The sequence below is a fragment of the Methanobrevibacter gottschalkii DSM 11977 genome (assembly GCF_003814835.1).
Classification (GTDB): Archaea; Methanobacteriota; Methanobacteria; order Methanobacteriales; family Methanobacteriaceae; genus Methanocatella; species Methanocatella gottschalkii.
The window spans coordinates 106225-122748 of record NZ_RKRG01000004.1 but is presented as its reverse complement, the minus strand read 5'-3'; the positions used below and the strand labels follow the sequence as shown (position 1 = coordinate 122748).

Annotated in this window: 14 protein-coding genes; 3 read left to right on the top strand and 11 right to left on the bottom strand. The window is 29.3% G+C overall.

Annotated elements, in window-relative coordinates:
• Positions 1-418: 418 nt before the first annotated feature.
• The 3 genes from EDC42_RS08955 to EDC42_RS08945 all read right to left on the bottom strand — a co-directional run bounded on the left by EDC42_RS08955 (position 419) and on the right by EDC42_RS08945 (position 7343).
• Complete coding sequence (locus EDC42_RS08955) at positions 419-2344, bottom strand: MutS-related protein (RefSeq protein WP_069573793.1); 1926 nt, start codon at positions 2342-2344, stop codon at positions 419-421.
• 80 nt (positions 2345-2424) lie between these two features.
• Entirely contained in the window at positions 2425-4842 is a 2418-nt protein-coding gene (locus EDC42_RS08950) for a U32 family peptidase (protein ID WP_069573790.1), read from the bottom strand.
• Positions 4839-7343 (bottom strand): U32 family peptidase, encoded by a 2505-nt coding sequence (locus EDC42_RS08945; RefSeq protein WP_069573786.1) that lies wholly within the window; start codon positions 7341-7343, stop codon positions 4839-4841. The genes EDC42_RS08950 and EDC42_RS08945 overlap by 4 nt, the downstream gene beginning before the upstream one ends.
• Before the next feature lie 80 nt (positions 7344-7423).
• On the opposite strand from EDC42_RS08945, the gene tmk reads away from it, so the two are divergent.
• Positions 7424-8002: a dTMP kinase gene (gene tmk, locus EDC42_RS08940; RefSeq protein WP_069573782.1), complete on the top strand. Its 579-nt coding sequence runs from the start codon at positions 7424-7426 to the stop codon at positions 8000-8002.
• A gap of 13 nt (positions 8003-8015) precedes the next feature.
• Here tmk and EDC42_RS08935 read toward each other — a convergent pair whose 3' ends face one another.
• From EDC42_RS08935 to mcm, 5 genes are all read right to left on the bottom strand, one after another.
• Positions 8016-8225, bottom strand: coding sequence for a hypothetical protein (locus EDC42_RS08935; protein ID WP_069573777.1), 210 nt, complete (start codon positions 8223-8225; stop codon positions 8016-8018).
• Complete coding sequence (locus EDC42_RS08930; protein ID WP_069573773.1) at positions 8226-9188, bottom strand: tyrosine--tRNA ligase; 963 nt, start codon at positions 9186-9188, stop codon at positions 8226-8228.
• An 8-nt stretch (positions 9189-9196) separates the two neighbouring features.
• The gene (locus tag EDC42_RS08925) at positions 9197-10240 is read right to left on the bottom strand and encodes a 60S ribosomal export protein NMD3 (RefSeq protein ID WP_069573770.1); all 1044 of its coding nucleotides are present in this window, start codon (positions 10238-10240) and stop codon (positions 9197-9199) included.
• 33 nt (positions 10241-10273) lie between these two features.
• Entirely contained in the window at positions 10274-10681 is a 408-nt protein-coding gene (locus tag EDC42_RS08920) for a translation initiation factor IF-2 subunit beta (RefSeq protein WP_067040760.1), read from the bottom strand.
• Positions 10682-11091: 410 nt separating this feature from the next.
• On the bottom strand, positions 11092-13095 hold the full coding sequence (gene mcm / locus EDC42_RS08915; RefSeq protein ID WP_069573767.1) for a minichromosome maintenance protein MCM: 2004 nt from the start codon (positions 13093-13095) through the stop codon (positions 11092-11094).
• A 125-nt stretch (positions 13096-13220) separates the two neighbouring features.
• On the opposite strand from mcm, the gene EDC42_RS08910 reads away from it, so the two are divergent.
• Entirely contained in the window at positions 13221-13640 is a 420-nt protein-coding gene (locus tag EDC42_RS08910; RefSeq protein WP_069573763.1) for a hypothetical protein, read from the top strand.
• Here the strand turns inward: EDC42_RS08910 and EDC42_RS08905 are convergent.
• A complete protein-coding gene (locus EDC42_RS08905; RefSeq protein WP_069573758.1) occupies positions 13637-14275 on the bottom strand; it encodes an RlmE family RNA methyltransferase in 639 nt (212 codons plus the stop codon). The two genes, EDC42_RS08910 and EDC42_RS08905, sit on opposite strands and share 4 nt — an antisense overlap.
• A gap of 1 nt (position 14276) precedes the next feature.
• Positions 14277-14807, bottom strand: coding sequence for a metallophosphoesterase (locus tag EDC42_RS08900; RefSeq protein ID WP_069573755.1), 531 nt, complete (start codon positions 14805-14807; stop codon positions 14277-14279).
• Positions 14808-14943: 136 nt separating this feature from the next.
• On the opposite strand from EDC42_RS08900, the gene EDC42_RS08895 reads away from it, so the two are divergent.
• The gene (locus EDC42_RS08895; protein ID WP_069573751.1) at positions 14944-16035 is read left to right on the top strand and encodes a formate--phosphoribosylaminoimidazolecarboxamide ligase; all 1092 of its coding nucleotides are present in this window, start codon (positions 14944-14946) and stop codon (positions 16033-16035) included.
• Positions 16036-16113: 78 nt separating this feature from the next.
• Here the strand turns inward: EDC42_RS08895 and EDC42_RS08890 are convergent, their stop codons facing one another.
• Positions 16114-16521 (bottom strand): hypothetical protein, encoded by a 408-nt coding sequence (locus EDC42_RS08890; RefSeq protein WP_069573746.1) that lies wholly within the window; start codon positions 16519-16521, stop codon positions 16114-16116.
• Positions 16522-16524: the final 3 nt, after the last annotated feature.

Here is a 16524-nt window from a genome sequence, read left to right as displayed (position 1 = left end):
TTATACCTGGTCTCGTTTCGATCCCAGTAGTGAAGTCCTTTTGTGTTTTGTTTGTGTACTATGGTTTTCTATGGGAATTTCATTTCGCTGCAAGCTCATTATATTTTATATTATTACAATTGTTTTCGGATTTTTTATATTATTATTTTATTAATTATTAATCATTTAATTTAGATTTTTTCATGTTTTTTTAATTTTAGGGTGTCCGCCAAAAATCTAAAATTAATTTTTGAAACTGATTAAAAATAATTCAATTCAAAAACAAAGAAAAATTTGCATCAAAAAAATTACTTTTGGCGAACACTCTTTTGCTAAAAAAATATATAATGTTGGAGAATATGATATTTATAATTATGATGGATTTTGTTTTAAACTCAAATTTCCATTAAATTAACTTTATTGTAAAAATCAGTATGATTTAGAATTTTTCCAATATTCTAGAATAAACAGCCTTCAAATTATCATCTGATTTTTCATATATTCTTTTTAAAATTAATTCGGGGGTACTTTTTGCAAGGAAATTCATTCTGGGTGTTCTATCAACAATTAAATTATACTTTTCATCTAACCCTTTCGCTTCGATACCATCCACTCGAATATCAGTATAGTTCATGAGTTCTCTTGCCATATGAGTGACGATTACTCCATAAGAATTTGATTCTTTTATCATATCTATGAATGTTGATATGATTTTAACTGCTGCATCAAGTTCTGTTATTCCTTCAAGTTCATCTAATAATACTAATTTTTCACTATTTGTAGTTACAATTGGTATGAATACATTTAAAAATGATTCAAATGCTCCTGCATCGAGTGATCTTTTTTTAGAGAAATGATAAATTTCATCGAATAATTTGATTTGTACATTGTCCGCACATACTGGGAGTCCCATTTGCGCCATTATTGATATTTGTGTTAAAGTCTCAAGCAGTGTTGTTTTACCACCGCTATTCGCTCCAGTTAGTAATGAAATATTTTCTTTTTGTGTCAGTTGGTAATTTATTTTTTGAATGAATTCTTTATCTTTTTTAAGTGCTAGTTCTAAATGCAATGCTCCGGTTAGTTGAATTTCTTCACTAAACTTGGGTCTACATAAATCATATTCGTATGCAAAACTGCCTAAGCTAAATTCGTAGTCAAATTTTATAGCATCTTCAACTTCTTCAATAGCTTTCTTTTTAATTGAATTTAATTCTATTGCTGCACTTCTTTTAATATCAAAAATATCGTTTTCTTTTTTAGAGGATTGTTCAAGTGTTATTCTTTGTATTTCTGCATCATCTATTTCAATGGGATATGTTCTTAAAAATGGATCAAAACTCAATCCAGTTTTTTCACGGATAATATCTTTTCGTTTATTGATAATGTCATCAAATATTTTACTAATCTTTGGAGGGAAATTATTATTTAATAGGTTAAGAATTTCATTTCCTTCAAGATCAATTTGTTTAATTGATTTTTCTAATTCATTATCCATATCCTCTTTAAGGGAATAAACAAGTTTTTCAATATTGACTTCTCTTTTATCAATGATATTTAATTCATCAATAATGGGGACTATTTCTCCAAGTACACTGTCTTTATTTCGGATTTTTTGTATTTCATGAACTCTTGTGAATAAATCTTTATTTTGAATAAAGAAATTGATTATTTTTTCGGGAACTATTTCATAATCATTATCCTCAATATTTATCATTATAAGATTTGGCATCCCTTCAAAATCAAGTATCCCTTGGGAATATACATAAAATACCAAATCATAATTCATCATTTCCTCTTGGAGTAATGGTGAATCACTTGCAGTTATTATGGGATAATACTGGTTTAATCCTAAATCAGTAAGATATGAGTTATCTTCTTCACTTTCAACAAGAATGACCTTACTTGGATCATATTCGGTTTTTACTTCTTCAACTTCTTTTAGATTCTTCATCAATCCTTTTAATTTGATTATTGGAAGTTTTGAAACATGTTCTTTTGCATCCATTACAAAATCAAGTTGTGAGTTAATTTTTTTAATATCTTTTGAAGGTGAAAGTAATAATATTCTATTTTTTGAATATGAAGTGTTAGAATATGCTAATATCTTGTTAATGATGTCTTCATAAATTTCCATAGCTCTATCACTTTTTATAAATTCAGATTTCGGATTATTCAGTAATTGATTCATGATATCAATTGCTTTTCTTTGACTTATTCCATCAATGTTGGTTATTTTTTCAACATCAGCATTGTCAACAATCTTTTGGAGTTCTTTTTCACCTCCAACACTTTTTATAATTTTTTCAGAGATTTTATCTCCAATTCCTTTAATATTCTGCAATGTAATTATTTCCCTTTGCATTTTTACCAAAACCCTCTCTGTTATAGGATATTTTTTTTAATATATATTCAACATTACCAAGAGCATTTGAAAAGTAATATTTAATAATTCGCGATTGTATTTTTAGAACTATATTTTTTTAACTCTTTTTCGTTAATGTATCCGTTAATTGCGCAGTTATAGATATCAATCATTTTATAATATTCATCGTCCTTATATCTTCCATCTATTGCAAAATTAGAATAATTGATGTTTTTCAAATGTTTTATTTCATTAATTAAAGAAAGTTCGCTATCATTAAAAATGCTTAATTCCTGTGATGAAATGCTTTTATGAATAGGATATTTATTGTTTTTCTTATCAATTAAATAATTTTTATAATTCTTTTTAACTTCTGCACCATAAAGTAACGGATATCTAGTTTTCATAAGTTCGACTGATCCTTGAACTAAGATTTCAACTTTTTTAGGATATCTGCAATGTTTAATAATATTTTCATAATCTTTTTTAGTTAATTCCGGTGATAATGTTAAAATTTTATAGTCCTTAAGACTGTTGATTGTCTCATTATTTGTAATATTCATTGAATAAAATCCATACTCCCCATTAAAACTATTGCTCATAATTGGTAAAGTATAATGCATTTTATTTAATATGCCCCTTACCTTATTCAATGATTTGATTAAGTTATCATGAGTTATATCTGGCCATTTCCAGATTAACTTATAATCTTTATCATAAGAAATTTCATAAGCTTGTTTGATAAAGTTAATCATATAACTAATATTAGGTTTTTCTTCTGAGAGAATTAATGAGTCATCATTATTTGGAATTTCTAGATAAACTCTTTCAACATTTTCAATGTGTTCTAAATGTTTTAAATTGTTTGTGTAAAAAGAAATATTGTATTTGGATTCATTAGTTTCATTATTATATTGTTTTAATTTAATTTTTTTATTTTCATGTTTAAAGGAATTGATAGCTTCTTTTTCTAATCTTTCAAATAAATTTCTTCTAAGTTCATTAATTTTCCTTATTGGAATAAATAATGTTCCGTCATAATTGATATTAATTTGAATAATGTTATAAGGGTAATTATCAATTTTTTGGAGCTGTTTTTTAATTACCTCTCTATTAATGCTCTTTTTGATAGGTTTTTCAAAAGGAGTATTTCCAATAACTTCACTTTCAACTTCTTTTTTATTTTGAAGCGTTAATTTTCCTTTAAGTGTTGGATACTTATTTTTAATGGAAAATGTAAGTACTAATTTGGATTTGATAAAACTGGATCCTTTTGATTCTATTTCTTTAACTTTTTTAGTTAATTTGTTTTTTTTTGTTAAATACACGTCAGATTCATTTAAATTAAAAGTACTCTTTTTATTTTGCCATACTTTTTTAACAATTAAAATTTTGTCTCTACGGGTTAAATTTTTCATTGGTTTATTTTTACCAGTTTTAAAATGATTTAGGGAGGTTATAATTGGATTTTGGGATATTTCAAATCCATAATCATCATTATTTTTAATTATTAACAATCCATCTCCTTTTTCAGGTATTGTTTTGATGGAATCATCTAATTTGATGGCGATTTGATTTTTCTCGGATTTTATCACATGACCAATTTTTAATCCAATATGTCCGGCTTTTAAACTTCTTTTTGGAGAATCATTAAATAATCCTTCACACAGACCTCTATTGAATACAAGATTTATATTTTCGTTTTCAATCTCTTTTTTACTTTTTAATTTATTCAATGCTTTACGATAAGCATTAATTACAATAGCTAAATATTCTTTGTTCCTCATCCTGCCTTCTATTTTGATACAGTCAATATTTAGTTCTAAAATTTCTTTTAATTTGTTAAATAAACTTAAATCACAAGGAGACAAATAATAATTTTCTTTTCCAATTCCTTCAATTTTATATTTTTGGCGACAAGGTTGTGCACAGGTTCCTCTATTTCCACTACGTCCACCTTTGAAACTACTCATTAAGCATTGTCCTGAATAAGAGTAACATAAAGCCCCATGTACAAATATTTCAAGTTCCATATTTGTATTAAGTGATTTGATTTCTTCTTTTCTCATTTCACGTGGGAGTACAACACGTTTTATTCCTTTTTGTTCTAAATAATTTAATTTTAACTGATTTTCACAGGTCATTTGTGTCGATGCATGAATTTTTAATTTTGGTATGTGTTTGTTAATCAATTCGACCAATCCTAAATCTTGCACTAAAACAGCATCTACTCCTATTGCATATAGATTGGAAACATAGTTGATTACATCTTCCAGTTCATCTTCTTTAATTAATGTATTCACAGTAACATAAACTTTAACATTATGTATATGTGCTGTGTCTACTGCTTCATTAATTTCATCTAAAGTAAAGTTAGTTGCATATTTACGAGCACCATATTCTTTTCCAGATAAATAAACAGAACTAGCTCCAGCATTTATTGCAACTTTTAAATGATCCATTGACCCAACAGGTGCAAGTAGTTCAGGAATCCTCATTTTTTATCCTCGTGTAATCTGCCTTCAATGTAATTTCCTTTGTTAATGTAGGATTGTGAAAAATCCATAATTTGATATTTGTATTTGGACAGCTCATCTTGATCTTTATTATGAAGGCTTTCATTATAAATTGATAATATTTGTGTTGTATATTTTTCGTTAGAATATCTGCAATCAAGAATCAATGAATCAAGACCAAATTCTTTAATTTCATTTATCTCTTCAATTAAACATAAACAATCTTTATTGATGATGTGACTTTGTCTGTTGTAGTCAAAGAACACTTTATATTTGAATTTTTTCCTTTTTTTATCTTCTAGTATTGCATAATCCGCATCATTTGAAATAATGAAATCTTTACCGTCATTTAAATTAGTGAAGTCATCTTTACTCACAATCACTTCTAAGTTTCCATTAACAATCATTTCTAAATCAATATTTCTATCATGATTCCTACGTATTAATTCTTTAATTTCATGACCTGAGAGTTCAGATGATAAAATTAATGATTTAAATCCTGCTTCGTTTAAATCACGTACACAAAAACTATTCCAAACATTTAAATTATGATTTCCATATACTGGACATTCAAATATATCATTCATTCCAGGAAAATCTCCCATTACAGAAATGATGATTCCTTCATTTTCAAGTTCTTTTACAATTTCATTACATTTAATTGCATCTTTTTGTGTCATAAAGGAGGATAAAACCCAAACAAATTCTGTAGGTGATGCCATTAAACTGCCTTTCATTAAGGTATCTTTAATATTTTTAAAATAATCATCTGGGTTGTTATAATGACAGGTACCATCAAAATAAATTCTTTTCAAGCCAAATCCTGAGGCTGCTCTTATCTGTGATAGGTCATCAATGAATAATGACAATTTAGGTGTTTTTTGTTTAATTTTCCCTTTGTTATTTTCATAATCTTCAAAAAATTTAGTTAAGTTCTTACGCACTTCTTTTACTGCCTTTTTAGTTGGTGTGTAATGTTTCATTAACAACTCGGTTGCATTATCTAGTATCTCACGTCTAATCTGATTAATTTTACGAATTTGTATGAACATATCATTAGGCATATTATTAAACTGGATTTTTTCAATGAAGAATGGTGTTTCACCAGTTTTATTAAGTTGATTTTCAATTGTTTTTTCATCTACTGGTTTATTTTTTGCTTTTTCGAACATGTCCAGTGATTTATGTCTAAAATTAATTAATTCTCCATCAACATAATATTCAACTTTGGTGTATAAGTTCAATTCCTTGTCCCAAGTTAATGATAAATTAAGGCCAATGTGATTTTTAATGGTTTCTTTTTCAAATTGTTTAAGATATTCATGGGTTGATGAAGAATAACTGATAAATACTTCAGTTCCTTCTTTAACGAGACGTGTTGTATCTATTATGATTTCATTTTCATCTTGTTTTATGATATTTTCTAAATAAATCCCTTTAATTTTACCATTATATTTAAATGCAATTCCGTCTCCAGGTTCTAAAATAACCGGAATTTCTTTATTTTTTATTTCAATAGTAACTTTTGTTCCTTCAATGTTGGTTATATCTCCTATGTATAATCCTTCGTGACCTGAACTTTCTCTTCCCATTACTTCTCCAGGTTTATCGCCCATAATGTATCCGCTGGTAAAATTTCTATTAAAAACAAGGTGCAAATCTTTTTCATAGTTTCCGGGGTTGCCATCAATAATGTTTCTGTAACTATTTACTATTGTTCCAATGTAATCTTTGGATTTCATTCTGCCTTCTAATTTAAGAGATTTAACTCCTGCATTTGAAATTTCTTTTATATTTTTGTAAGTAGCTAAATCATGAGTTGAAAGTAAAAATCCATTTCCTATATTGTAACCTCTGTATTTTAAACGATATTGTCTTCTACATGGTTGGGCACAAGCTCCTCTATTTCCACTTCTACCACTATTGTATGAAGACATATAGCATTTTCCACTAACACAATAACACAATGCGCCATGACCAAATACCTCAAGATCCATACTGATATTGTCTTTTTTAAGTTGATTATAGGTTTTTTTTATTTGATTTATATTAACTTCTCTTGGTAAAACTACTCTTTTTATATTATTGTCTGAAGCCCATTTAATTGAACTGTAATTATTTAATCCCATTTGTGTTGATGCATGAACTTCTAAATCTGGGATAAAAGTTTTTAAAAGCCAAATTAATCCAAAATCTTGTACAATAACTGCATCTACTCCAATTTGATATAATTTAAATAAATAATTCAACACATCTGCTATTTCAAAGTTATTGACTAATGTATTGACTGTTACATGAATCTTAACACCATTTAAATGAGCATAGTTCACTGCTTTTTCCAGTTCTTCAATTGTAAAGTTTTTAGCATATGCTCTTGCACCATAATTTGGTCCTGCAATATAAACTGCATCTGCACCAGCATTAACCGCAGTTACTAATACATCATAGGAACCTGCTGGAGCTAATAATTCTTTTAAAACCATTTTATTTTTACACCTTGATTGATTATTCATTTGTATATTTATAATTAATTATATATTAAATTTAAAACATATTCTATTTTATGTATATTGTATTTGAAGGAATTGATGGTGCTGGAAAATCAACTCAAATTCAATTATTAAAGCAATGGCTTGAAGATAACGGGTTTAGAGTTGAAACGTTAGTTGAACCAACAGATTCAGAAGTTGGAAAACTAATTAGAAAAATATTGCAACGTCCAGATGCAACAACAGACAATGTTCAAAAAACATTGGGGCTTCTCTTTGCAGCGGATAGGATGTTAATAATGGATAAACTGGAAGATAAATCGAAAATAATTATTTCAGATAGGTCTTTTATTTCAAGTTTAGCTTATCAAGAACCTGTTGATTGGATTGAAGTTTTAAATAAGTATGCTAAAAAGCCTGATTTATTAGTTTTACTTGATTTGGATGTTAAAAAATCAGTTGCAAGAACCTCTGGTGAGGATACATTCGAAAATGAGGAATTTTTAATCGGTGTTAAAGATAATTATTTAAAATTAGCTAAAAATTATACAAGTGAAATTATTGACGCAAATAATGGTGTAAATAAAGTATCTTCAGATATCAAAAAAGTGATTGCACCATATCTCGGAATCTGTCCGGATTGTATACAATAAAAAATAAAGGAGATTATTCTCCTTCTAATTCTTTTAGTCTGTCACGAATTCCAGTTTCTAAGAATTCTTTTACTTTTATAAGTTCATCATATTCTCCGATAAGTTTGGGTCCAAACTCAGTCTGCTCTAATTTAATATCAAATTTTTCGAATGCATGAGCAAGCATTTGTTCACCAACACCATTTGGCAAACCCATTTCGAATTCTTCTTTTTCTTCAACCATTTAGTTTTCCTCCATGTATTCTCTTACAGGAGCAAAGAATTCAATTAAGAAATCTTTAATTCCATTTTTTAAATCCATTGGGTGTAAATTACCTTCACTAAATTCTTTTATTAATTCATCATGTGTGAGTTCAATGTCTCCACCGAATTTTTCAGGTCTTTTAATGAGTAACTTTTCTTCATTTGGATAAACAAATGTTTCTGCAATTTCAATCATTGGATTGCCTTTAATTTCACCCTGTGGACAGTAACTTTTATTGATTTTTTTAGTAATATCTTTAATGGAGTCATCAACTGCAATATAATTTCCTTTACTTGAAGACATTTTTGCATCTCCATCAAGACCATGTAATAATGGGGTGTGAATACAAATAGGAACATTTTCCCCAATTTTCTCTAAGTTTTCACGTGCCAACATTTGGATTTTTCTCTGTTCCATACCTCCAAGAGCAATGTCTACTTTAAGTGCAGCCATATCTACAGTTTGCATAATCGGATAAATTACACTAGCTACTTTTGGATTATCATCTGCACGACTTACTTGATCCATACTTCTCCTTGCTCTTTTTAAAGTGGTCATTGTAGCTAATTGATAGACTTTATCAGTATAATCGGGTTCTAATTGGAATGATGAACCGTAAATATATTCAGTTTTTTCATCAAGACCGAGAGCTTGAAAACATTTTTTATTGTACTCAGCAGTTTCAGCAATTTCTTCAATAGTTCCTTTTCCATTTAAAAATGCATGGTAATCTGCTAGGAGGATTTTTATTTTGAATCCTAATTTTTGCAATTGTTTGAGTTTTTGTACAGTTACAGCATGTCCTAAATGGATTTTACCAGAAGGTTCGTAACCTGTATAAGCTATAGGTTCTTTTTTAGCAAGTACTTCTTTTAATTCTTCAGTGTCTATAACTTCTAAGGTTCCCTCTTCGATTAACTGAATCTTTTCTTCAATATTCATTTTATCACTTAGTTTAGTAAATATGTGTAATTATCGATTTTTATAAGTCTTATTTCGTCTCCAATATTATAATTAGCAAATTCATCTTTCATTTCTAAATCAACTGCGGAGTAATCAGCAGGGTCTAAAATTTGTATTGTACTTGGAGACATTGAAATTATTGTTGTTGTTTCAATATCTGATGATTTTTTAATAAGTTTAATTTTTTCCATATTTTTTAATGGAATATTCTGTTTTTTACCTGTTTTAATATCGTTACCAACAATTCTATTCTTATCAATACTTGTTACTTGAATTAGTTTATCTTCAAACATGATAAAGTCATTAATTTCAAATTCAGGTATTCTAACTGAAATCCAAATTCTGTATAATCCTTTTCCAGTAGATTTATCTTCACTGATAAGTCTTGGAGATTCTTTAATTGTTCCTCCAAACTCTTCTTTTAAAGCCTCAGCAACTTTTCTACCACTTTTCAGTGATCCAATGTAATAATCATGACCTTCTTTAGGTTTTGCTATTTGTGGGCAATATGCTAATTTGTCATTTTTTAGTTGTTTTATTAAAGTTTTTTCAACTATTTCATCAGCTTTGTCATATTCTTCGCTTTTTATTTCTCTTTTATCTGCTCTGAATTGTATGACTGATTCATAATATCCAGATTGTATTTTACTGCATGTTGGACAAACGGTTTTTAAAATTTTAACTTCAGTTTCTTGAGTTTCTTCAATTTCAGTTCCTTCAACATCTCCAACAATTTCTACATAGCATTTGGCGATTGTACCTTTCATTTGGTCAATTTCTAAATTAATAATTTCATTTGAGACTTTATCATCTATTTTTATGTTTCGCTCAAGTGCTCTGTAAATTATTTCTTCTTCGGGAATGAATTCTTCGCTCCATTTTCCTTCTTCAAGTTTACTATTACAATGGCTACAAATTTGAACTTCGATTCTTTTAGGCAGTTCAATCATCTGAAAATCTTTTAAAAAACAGTTTATGCAGATGTTGCCAATCATTTTTTTATCAGTACTTCCACACTCTGGACAAAACATATTATCAATAAAAAAATAAGAAAAAAGGTAAAACTATAAAGATTTTAAAGGTGCTGTTGCACCGCATGCAGCACATTTAAGTAAGAATATTCTACCTTCTCTGATAATTCGGGTATCTGGTCTGTTACATTCATGACAAATTACATATTTATCTACATAATCTTCAATTCTTTCATTAATTAAGTAATGAGTAAATTTACCTTGTAAAATTGCTCTTTGACCTTCAATATTTCCTGCAGTACCTAATTCTCTCATTAAGAATTTTAGTAAGTGTTGCGGATCTCTGTTTAAACCTTCTGCAACATCTTTGAAGTTTTTAATGAATGTTCTATTACCTTGAATATCTGAATAAGCTTTAGGGATTTTAAATCTTTTATGTTCAAATACTTCAGGAGGTAATTGGTCAATTGCTCTTTCTAATAAATCTTCGTATTTATCCATATTATCTCTCCTTGAAAATTAGTATAAATATAATATATTAAATTTTATTTTAATCCTTTATTAATGTATTGCTAATTAAGGACATATTCAATTTTTTTGAAATTTTATTTAATTGAATTTTGTTTTGTATTTTCTTTATTTTTCATCCTTAATTATTTAATAAAATTTTTAATATAATCCTAATATGTTTCAACGAATTTTACCAATTATCTGAACTGTAATGATTCATTTAGTTTTGTTTTTCTATTTTCATATTTAACATCAAGGATTATGATGTCGAGTGTTCGCCAAAAGTAATTTTTTTGATGCAAATTTTTCTTTGTTTTTGAATTGGAGTACTTTTAATCAGTTACAAAAATTAATTTTAGATTTTTGGCGGACACCCTGTCAAAAAAAATAAAATGTGGAATTTAAACCACACGTTTGAAGTATCCATTCACTGGCTGGTATATGACTCCTTTCTGGACCAAGTTTTTGACAATTTGTTCTGTTTTATCTTCACTTACTCCATATTTGTCACTCATATTGGATATTAATACATTTAAAGGAGCTTGTCCAGCATATTCTTCTTCAAGCTGTTTGATTTCTTCTGTTACTCTTTGTATTTTATCTCTATCTGATTTTGGTGTTCCACCACTTACGATATCAGCATCTAATTCTCCAGTTTCAGGATCAACACCAACTTCCTTAAGACAAGCTAACTGTAATCTAACAGCTTTTTCTGCATCTTCTTTATCAACAGTTTCTTTAAGTTTAATTTTAGCACTGGCTTCGGATAAACGGATAATTGCTTCTAGTTGCCTTGCAGTAATAGGAACTGCTCCTTGTTCTTCAGGATTGCTGTTTCTTGTACTCACATAAAATTCTTTTAAAACTTCATTAGCTTCTTCTGTTAATCTTGGATTAACATTTTTACGAGCATAAGCGATATATTTTCTAAGTAATTCAGGTTCAATTTCGTAATCAACAGTGTTGAATTGGTGAGTTTTTAAAATATGCTCTGCTAATTTTGAATCTCTTTCTTTACTTGGTTTATCTTCAATTACAAAAATCAAATCGAAACGAGAAATAATTGGGGCAGGTAAATCAATTTGTTCTGCAAGCACTTTGTATCTGTCAAATCTCCCAAATTTGGGGTTTGCTGCTGCAAGTACGGAACATCTGGAATTTAATGTTGCCATAATGCCTGCTTTTGCAATACTTACGGTTTGTTGTTCTAATGCTTCGTGAAGTGCTGATCTATCTTCCGATCTCATTTTATCGAGCTCATCGACACAAACATTACCTTGATCTCCAAGCACTAATGCTCCTGCTTCAAGAGACCATCCTCCAAGTTCATCTCTTACAGCTGCAGCTGTTAAACCTGCACCGGTTGTACCTTTACCACTTGTATAAATACTTCTTGGAGCGAGTCTAGAAACATATTTTAATATTTGGGATTTACCAATACCAGGATCCCCAACAATAAGAATATGGATATCTCCTCTTAATTTGGTTTCATCTTCTAGTTGTTTAGCGGCCCCTCCAAATAACTGTAGGGCTATCGCTTCTTTTACATCCCTATATCCTCTAATGGATGGTGCTGTTGATTTGATGATTTTATCATAAATATTAGGGTCTTTTGATAATTCGATGATTTGTTCTTCATCTTCTTCGGAAAGTTGCAATTCTTCAAATTCTTGTTCAAGGGGTTCAATATGATTTACATAAATGTAATTTTTAAATTTACCGCTTCTTTCCTCTCTGAAAGTTTTTAATGTTCCGGTAATTCTTACTTTATCTCCGGGATTTAATTTATCTACTAAATCATCTTCTAATATCATTAACATCTGTTTAGGTTCAGTTCCTCCAGATAAATTTTCTAAAGGTTCTTGCATTCTTGCAGTCTGCGTATCAACATATTTTGATTCTTCTTGAAGTAATCTAAATGATCGTCCTCCACATTCGCTACATAATGAAGGTTCTATTATTCTATTTGCTGAACTTTGTTCTACTTCATGTAATCTCATACAACCTCTACATTCAAACACTCCAGTTTCAATACGGGGTCTGATTTCATCAGTTTTTCTTACAATCCCATCTGCAGCAACAAAAGTTCCGATATATTTACTTAAAAGTGTTTTTAAGGGAATAATGTTACTTAAATGTTCAAAACGAATGTTGATATCTGCATCTTTAACAAGTGGATCAATATTTTTTATAGCTATTTTAGCAGCATCGATAACTTCTTCTGGTTTATCTATTAATAAATCTGCTAAGTCAGGATCAAATATTTCTAATGCACGATAATCTACATTAAGTGATCGTTCATCAGGGTATTGTTCAAGGATTTTGAATACGTCGTCCTTATATGATGTAGCAAAAAATTCTTCAAATTTTGCAATTGATGTTTGTGATTTAGTAGTTGAATTCATTATCTTATTATTATTTTTTCATAGTTAAAAAGAATTTTGTTATTGTAAGATTAGTAATAAAAATTATATACTAAAATTAATATACTATAATCTAATATTTTTTTATTAAATTATTCGAGGATAATATGAGAAAATCTAGATTAAGTTTATTTAAATCTACTTCTATGATGATTTCTGTTGTTGGAATCATAATGATAATTTCAACAATTATCGTTGTGGCATATGTGGGGTATAGTATTGTTTCATCCAGTATTACTAATGATATATCCTCTGGAACACAATATGATGAGCTTGCAGAACTTAAAGCTGAATACAGCAATTTGTCTGTTAAATTTGATAATATTAAATCAACATATTATGCAGGTGATGCTGATGATGTTAAAGTTTATAATGATGCTAAACTAGAGTTATCTCGGGCTAATTCCGCTATTGAAAATGTTCAAAGTGCTTTAGATGCAGATAAACCATCTAATGATGTTGATAGTAGAATTGTTTTTGCTAAAGAAAAACTTGAATCTGCTGAAAAGGCTTATAATAGTCTCTAATTTTTTCTTTTTTTTCTATTTCGTTTATTTGGCATATATTCTAAGCCAATAACATACATTTCAGAACTTTTTTTACGTGATGATGCTGGTTTTGTTGTTCTCACATGTCTGAATTTTCCTTTAAGAGAATCTAGCATGTTTTTATATTCGGGACCTTGGAATACTTTCATTACAAGATTTCCTTTTTCTTCTAATATGTTTTCAGCAATTTCGATTACAACATTAACTAAATCAATAGATCTAAGCTGATCAATATTCTTAATTCCGCATAATGATGGTGATGCATCAGACATTACTACTTTTGCTTTTCCTCCAATGAGGGTCATGATTTTTTCTTGAATTTCAGGTGTTGTGAAGTCTCCTCTGAGCCCATAATAATTTTCTTCATGGAATTTTTTGAATCTATTTAAATCCACTCCAACAACAATTCCTTCATCTCCAACTTTTTCAAGAGCAACTTGAGACCATCCTCCAGGTGCTGCTCCAAGATCAACGACTGTGTTTCCTTCTTTGATTAGTTTATATTTTTTATCAAGTTGTTTGAGTTTATATGATGCTCTTGAGCGATATTCCTCTTGTTTAGCTTTTTTATAATATGGGTCATTATGTTTTTCCATCTGCCATCTGCTTCCCATTTCAATCCCTCTTATATTTGTCAAAGTCAAGTGCACTACAGACAGGCGCACCAATTTTTTTAATTTCTACATTTACTTCTTGTTTGTTAATTTCAAGTAACATCACAGTTCTATCTGCAAGCCTTGGCACAATTGGACTGCCTGGATTTAAAAGTAAAACACCTTCTATTTGTTCAATTTTTGGTTGGTGTGAATGTCCAGATACTAAAATGTCGACCTGTAATTGTTTTGCAATATATAATAATTGTTGTGTGTCTGCTCTAGGATAAACTTCTCCATGCACTAAACCAATTTTCAGGTCTTCTGCAGTGATTACTTTTGTTTTTGGAAGGTCAATTCCATTTATTCTGTCCATATTTCCTTGTATTACTATAGTTGGTGCTATTTTTTCCAATTCTTCTATAACTTTCATAGATGTTAAATCTCCAGCATGCAATATTAAATCAACATCTTTAAAAGCATCAATTACTTTTTGCGGTATTTCTTTTGCTCTATCAGGAATATGTGTGTCTGAAATTAAACCGATTAACATAATTCTTCAATCCTCATTTAATCATTTAAGGTATTTGTTTATCATCCTTTTTAATCATATTTGATTAATCAAATAAAAACTATTATTAATTTAGAAAAATATATATAACATCATCATTCTTTTTAGGAGAGATAAAATGGGAAAAGTTAAAAAGGAAGATATCTTGGATATCTTGGCTAAATATGACAAAAGTGAAATAACAATAGCTACCCTTGGAAGCCATACCTCCTTACATATTTTGCAAGGTGCAAAAGAAGAAGGATTTAGAACAGCTATTGTTTGTGAAAAAGGAAGGGAAATTCCATATCAAAGATTTGATGTTGCAGATGAATATATCCTTGTCGATAAATTTAAAGACATTGTAAATGAAGATGTTCAACAAAAACTTAGAGATATGAATGCTATTGTGGTTCCTCATGGATCTTTTGTTGCATATGCTGGTTTGGATAATGTTGAAGATAAGTTCAATGTCCCTATGTTTGGTAATAGGGATGTACTTAGATGGGAGGCTGAAAGGGACAAAGAAAGACAATTGCTTGTTGAAGGTGGCGTAAGAATACCTTTCAAATATAATGGTCCTTCAGAAATTGACAGGCCAGTAATGGTTAAGTTCCCGGGTGCGAGAGGTGGAAGAGGTTACTTTGTTGCCTCATCTACTGAAGAATTTGATGCAAAAATTGAAGCTATGAAAGCACGTGGATGGTTAGAAGATAAAGATGTAGAAGCGGCACATATTGAAGAATATGTTTCCGGTTGTAATTACTGCATACACTATTTCTATTCTGCATTAGATGATACTGTTGAATTAATGGGTATGGATACAAGATACGAATCCAGTATTGATGGTTTTGTAAGAATGCCTGCAAAAGATCAATTGGATATTGATTTAAGTCCTTCTTATGTTGTTACTGGTAACCATCCTGCTGTAATTCGTGAATCTTTACTTCCGCAAGTATTTGATATGGCTGATAAATTAACTGAAAGTGCTAAAAAGTTAGTTGCACCAGGATTGAATGGTCCTTTCTGCATGCAAACTTTAGTAAATGATAATTTAGAAGTAATCTGTTTTGAAATTAGTGCAAGAACTGACGGCGGTACAAATACATTTATGGATGGTTCTCCTTATTCATATCTAACTTATGGTAAACCAATGAGTATGGGTAGAAGGATTGCTCTTGAAATCAAACGTGCGATAGAAAGAGAAGAATTAGAAAAAATAATAACATAAACTGTTATTATTTTTTATTTTTATTATTTTTTTAAGAGTTTATTTAAAATCCTTTTTTTAGTTTCAGTTGTTTTAATTTTACTTTTGTTTCTTGTTTTTGTTTTTACCGATTTTCTGTTTTTGATTATATTGTTCTAATGCTTTTATGCGATCTCTTTTAGCCCATGCACCAACAAAACCGATAAATGCACCAACAGCAATAACGGTCAGGGTCACTGCAAGTATTCCATTTTCTGTTGTAAAAAATCCTTCTTTAAATGTTCCTAAATATCCTTGTAATGTTAATATTGCTACTGGTGTGGATGCTAATGCTCCCATTGCAGTTCCAATTTTGATGTTTGATTGTCCATATCCTGCATAGATAAGTCCTATCGCTGAAAAGGGATATAACCAATCCCAATACTGGTATCCTATTAATATACATGCTGCAGCTATTGCAGCTCCAAAAACTAATGCCTTTATATTTATCTCTGAAAACATATTCATATT

What these genes read in the sequence shown, in the direction of transcription:
- EDC42_RS08955 (WP_069573793.1), bottom strand. Translation starts at nt 2,344, where the DNA reads ATGCAAAGGGAAATAATTACATTGCAGAATATTAAAGGAATTGGAGAT.
- EDC42_RS08950 (WP_069573790.1), bottom strand. Translation starts at nt 4,842, where the DNA reads ATGAGGATTCCTGAACTACTTGCACCTGTTGGGTCAATGGATCATTTA.
- EDC42_RS08945 (WP_069573786.1), bottom strand. Translation starts at nt 7,343, where the DNA reads ATGGTTTTAAAAGAATTATTAGCTCCAGCAGGTTCCTATGATGTATTA.
- tmk (WP_069573782.1), top strand. Translation starts at nt 7,424, where the DNA reads ATGTATATTGTATTTGAAGGAATTGATGGTGCTGGAAAATCAACTCAA.
- EDC42_RS08935 (WP_069573777.1), bottom strand. Translation starts at nt 8,225, where the DNA reads ATGGTTGAAGAAAAAGAAGAATTCGAAATGGGTTTGCCAAATGGTGTT.
- EDC42_RS08930 (WP_069573773.1), bottom strand. Translation starts at nt 9,188, where the DNA reads ATGAATATTGAAGAAAAGATTCAGTTAATCGAAGAGGGAACCTTAGAA.
- EDC42_RS08925 (WP_069573770.1), bottom strand. Translation starts at nt 10,240, where the DNA reads ATGTTTTGTCCAGAGTGTGGAAGTACTGATAAAAAAATGATTGGCAAC.
- EDC42_RS08920 (WP_067040760.1), bottom strand. Translation starts at nt 10,681, where the DNA reads ATGGATAAATACGAAGATTTATTAGAAAGAGCAATTGACCAATTACCT.
- mcm (WP_069573767.1), bottom strand. Translation starts at nt 13,095, where the DNA reads ATGAATTCAACTACTAAATCACAAACATCAATTGCAAAATTTGAAGAA.
- EDC42_RS08910 (WP_069573763.1), top strand. Translation starts at nt 13,221, where the DNA reads ATGAGAAAATCTAGATTAAGTTTATTTAAATCTACTTCTATGATGATT.
- EDC42_RS08905 (WP_069573758.1), bottom strand. Translation starts at nt 14,275, where the DNA reads ATGGGAAGCAGATGGCAGATGGAAAAACATAATGACCCATATTATAAA.
- EDC42_RS08900 (WP_069573755.1), bottom strand. Translation starts at nt 14,807, where the DNA reads ATGTTAATCGGTTTAATTTCAGACACACATATTCCTGATAGAGCAAAA.
- EDC42_RS08895 (WP_069573751.1), top strand. Translation starts at nt 14,944, where the DNA reads ATGGGAAAAGTTAAAAAGGAAGATATCTTGGATATCTTGGCTAAATAT.
- EDC42_RS08890 (WP_069573746.1), bottom strand. Translation starts at nt 16,521, where the DNA reads ATGAATATGTTTTCAGAGATAAATATAAAGGCATTAGTTTTTGGAGCT.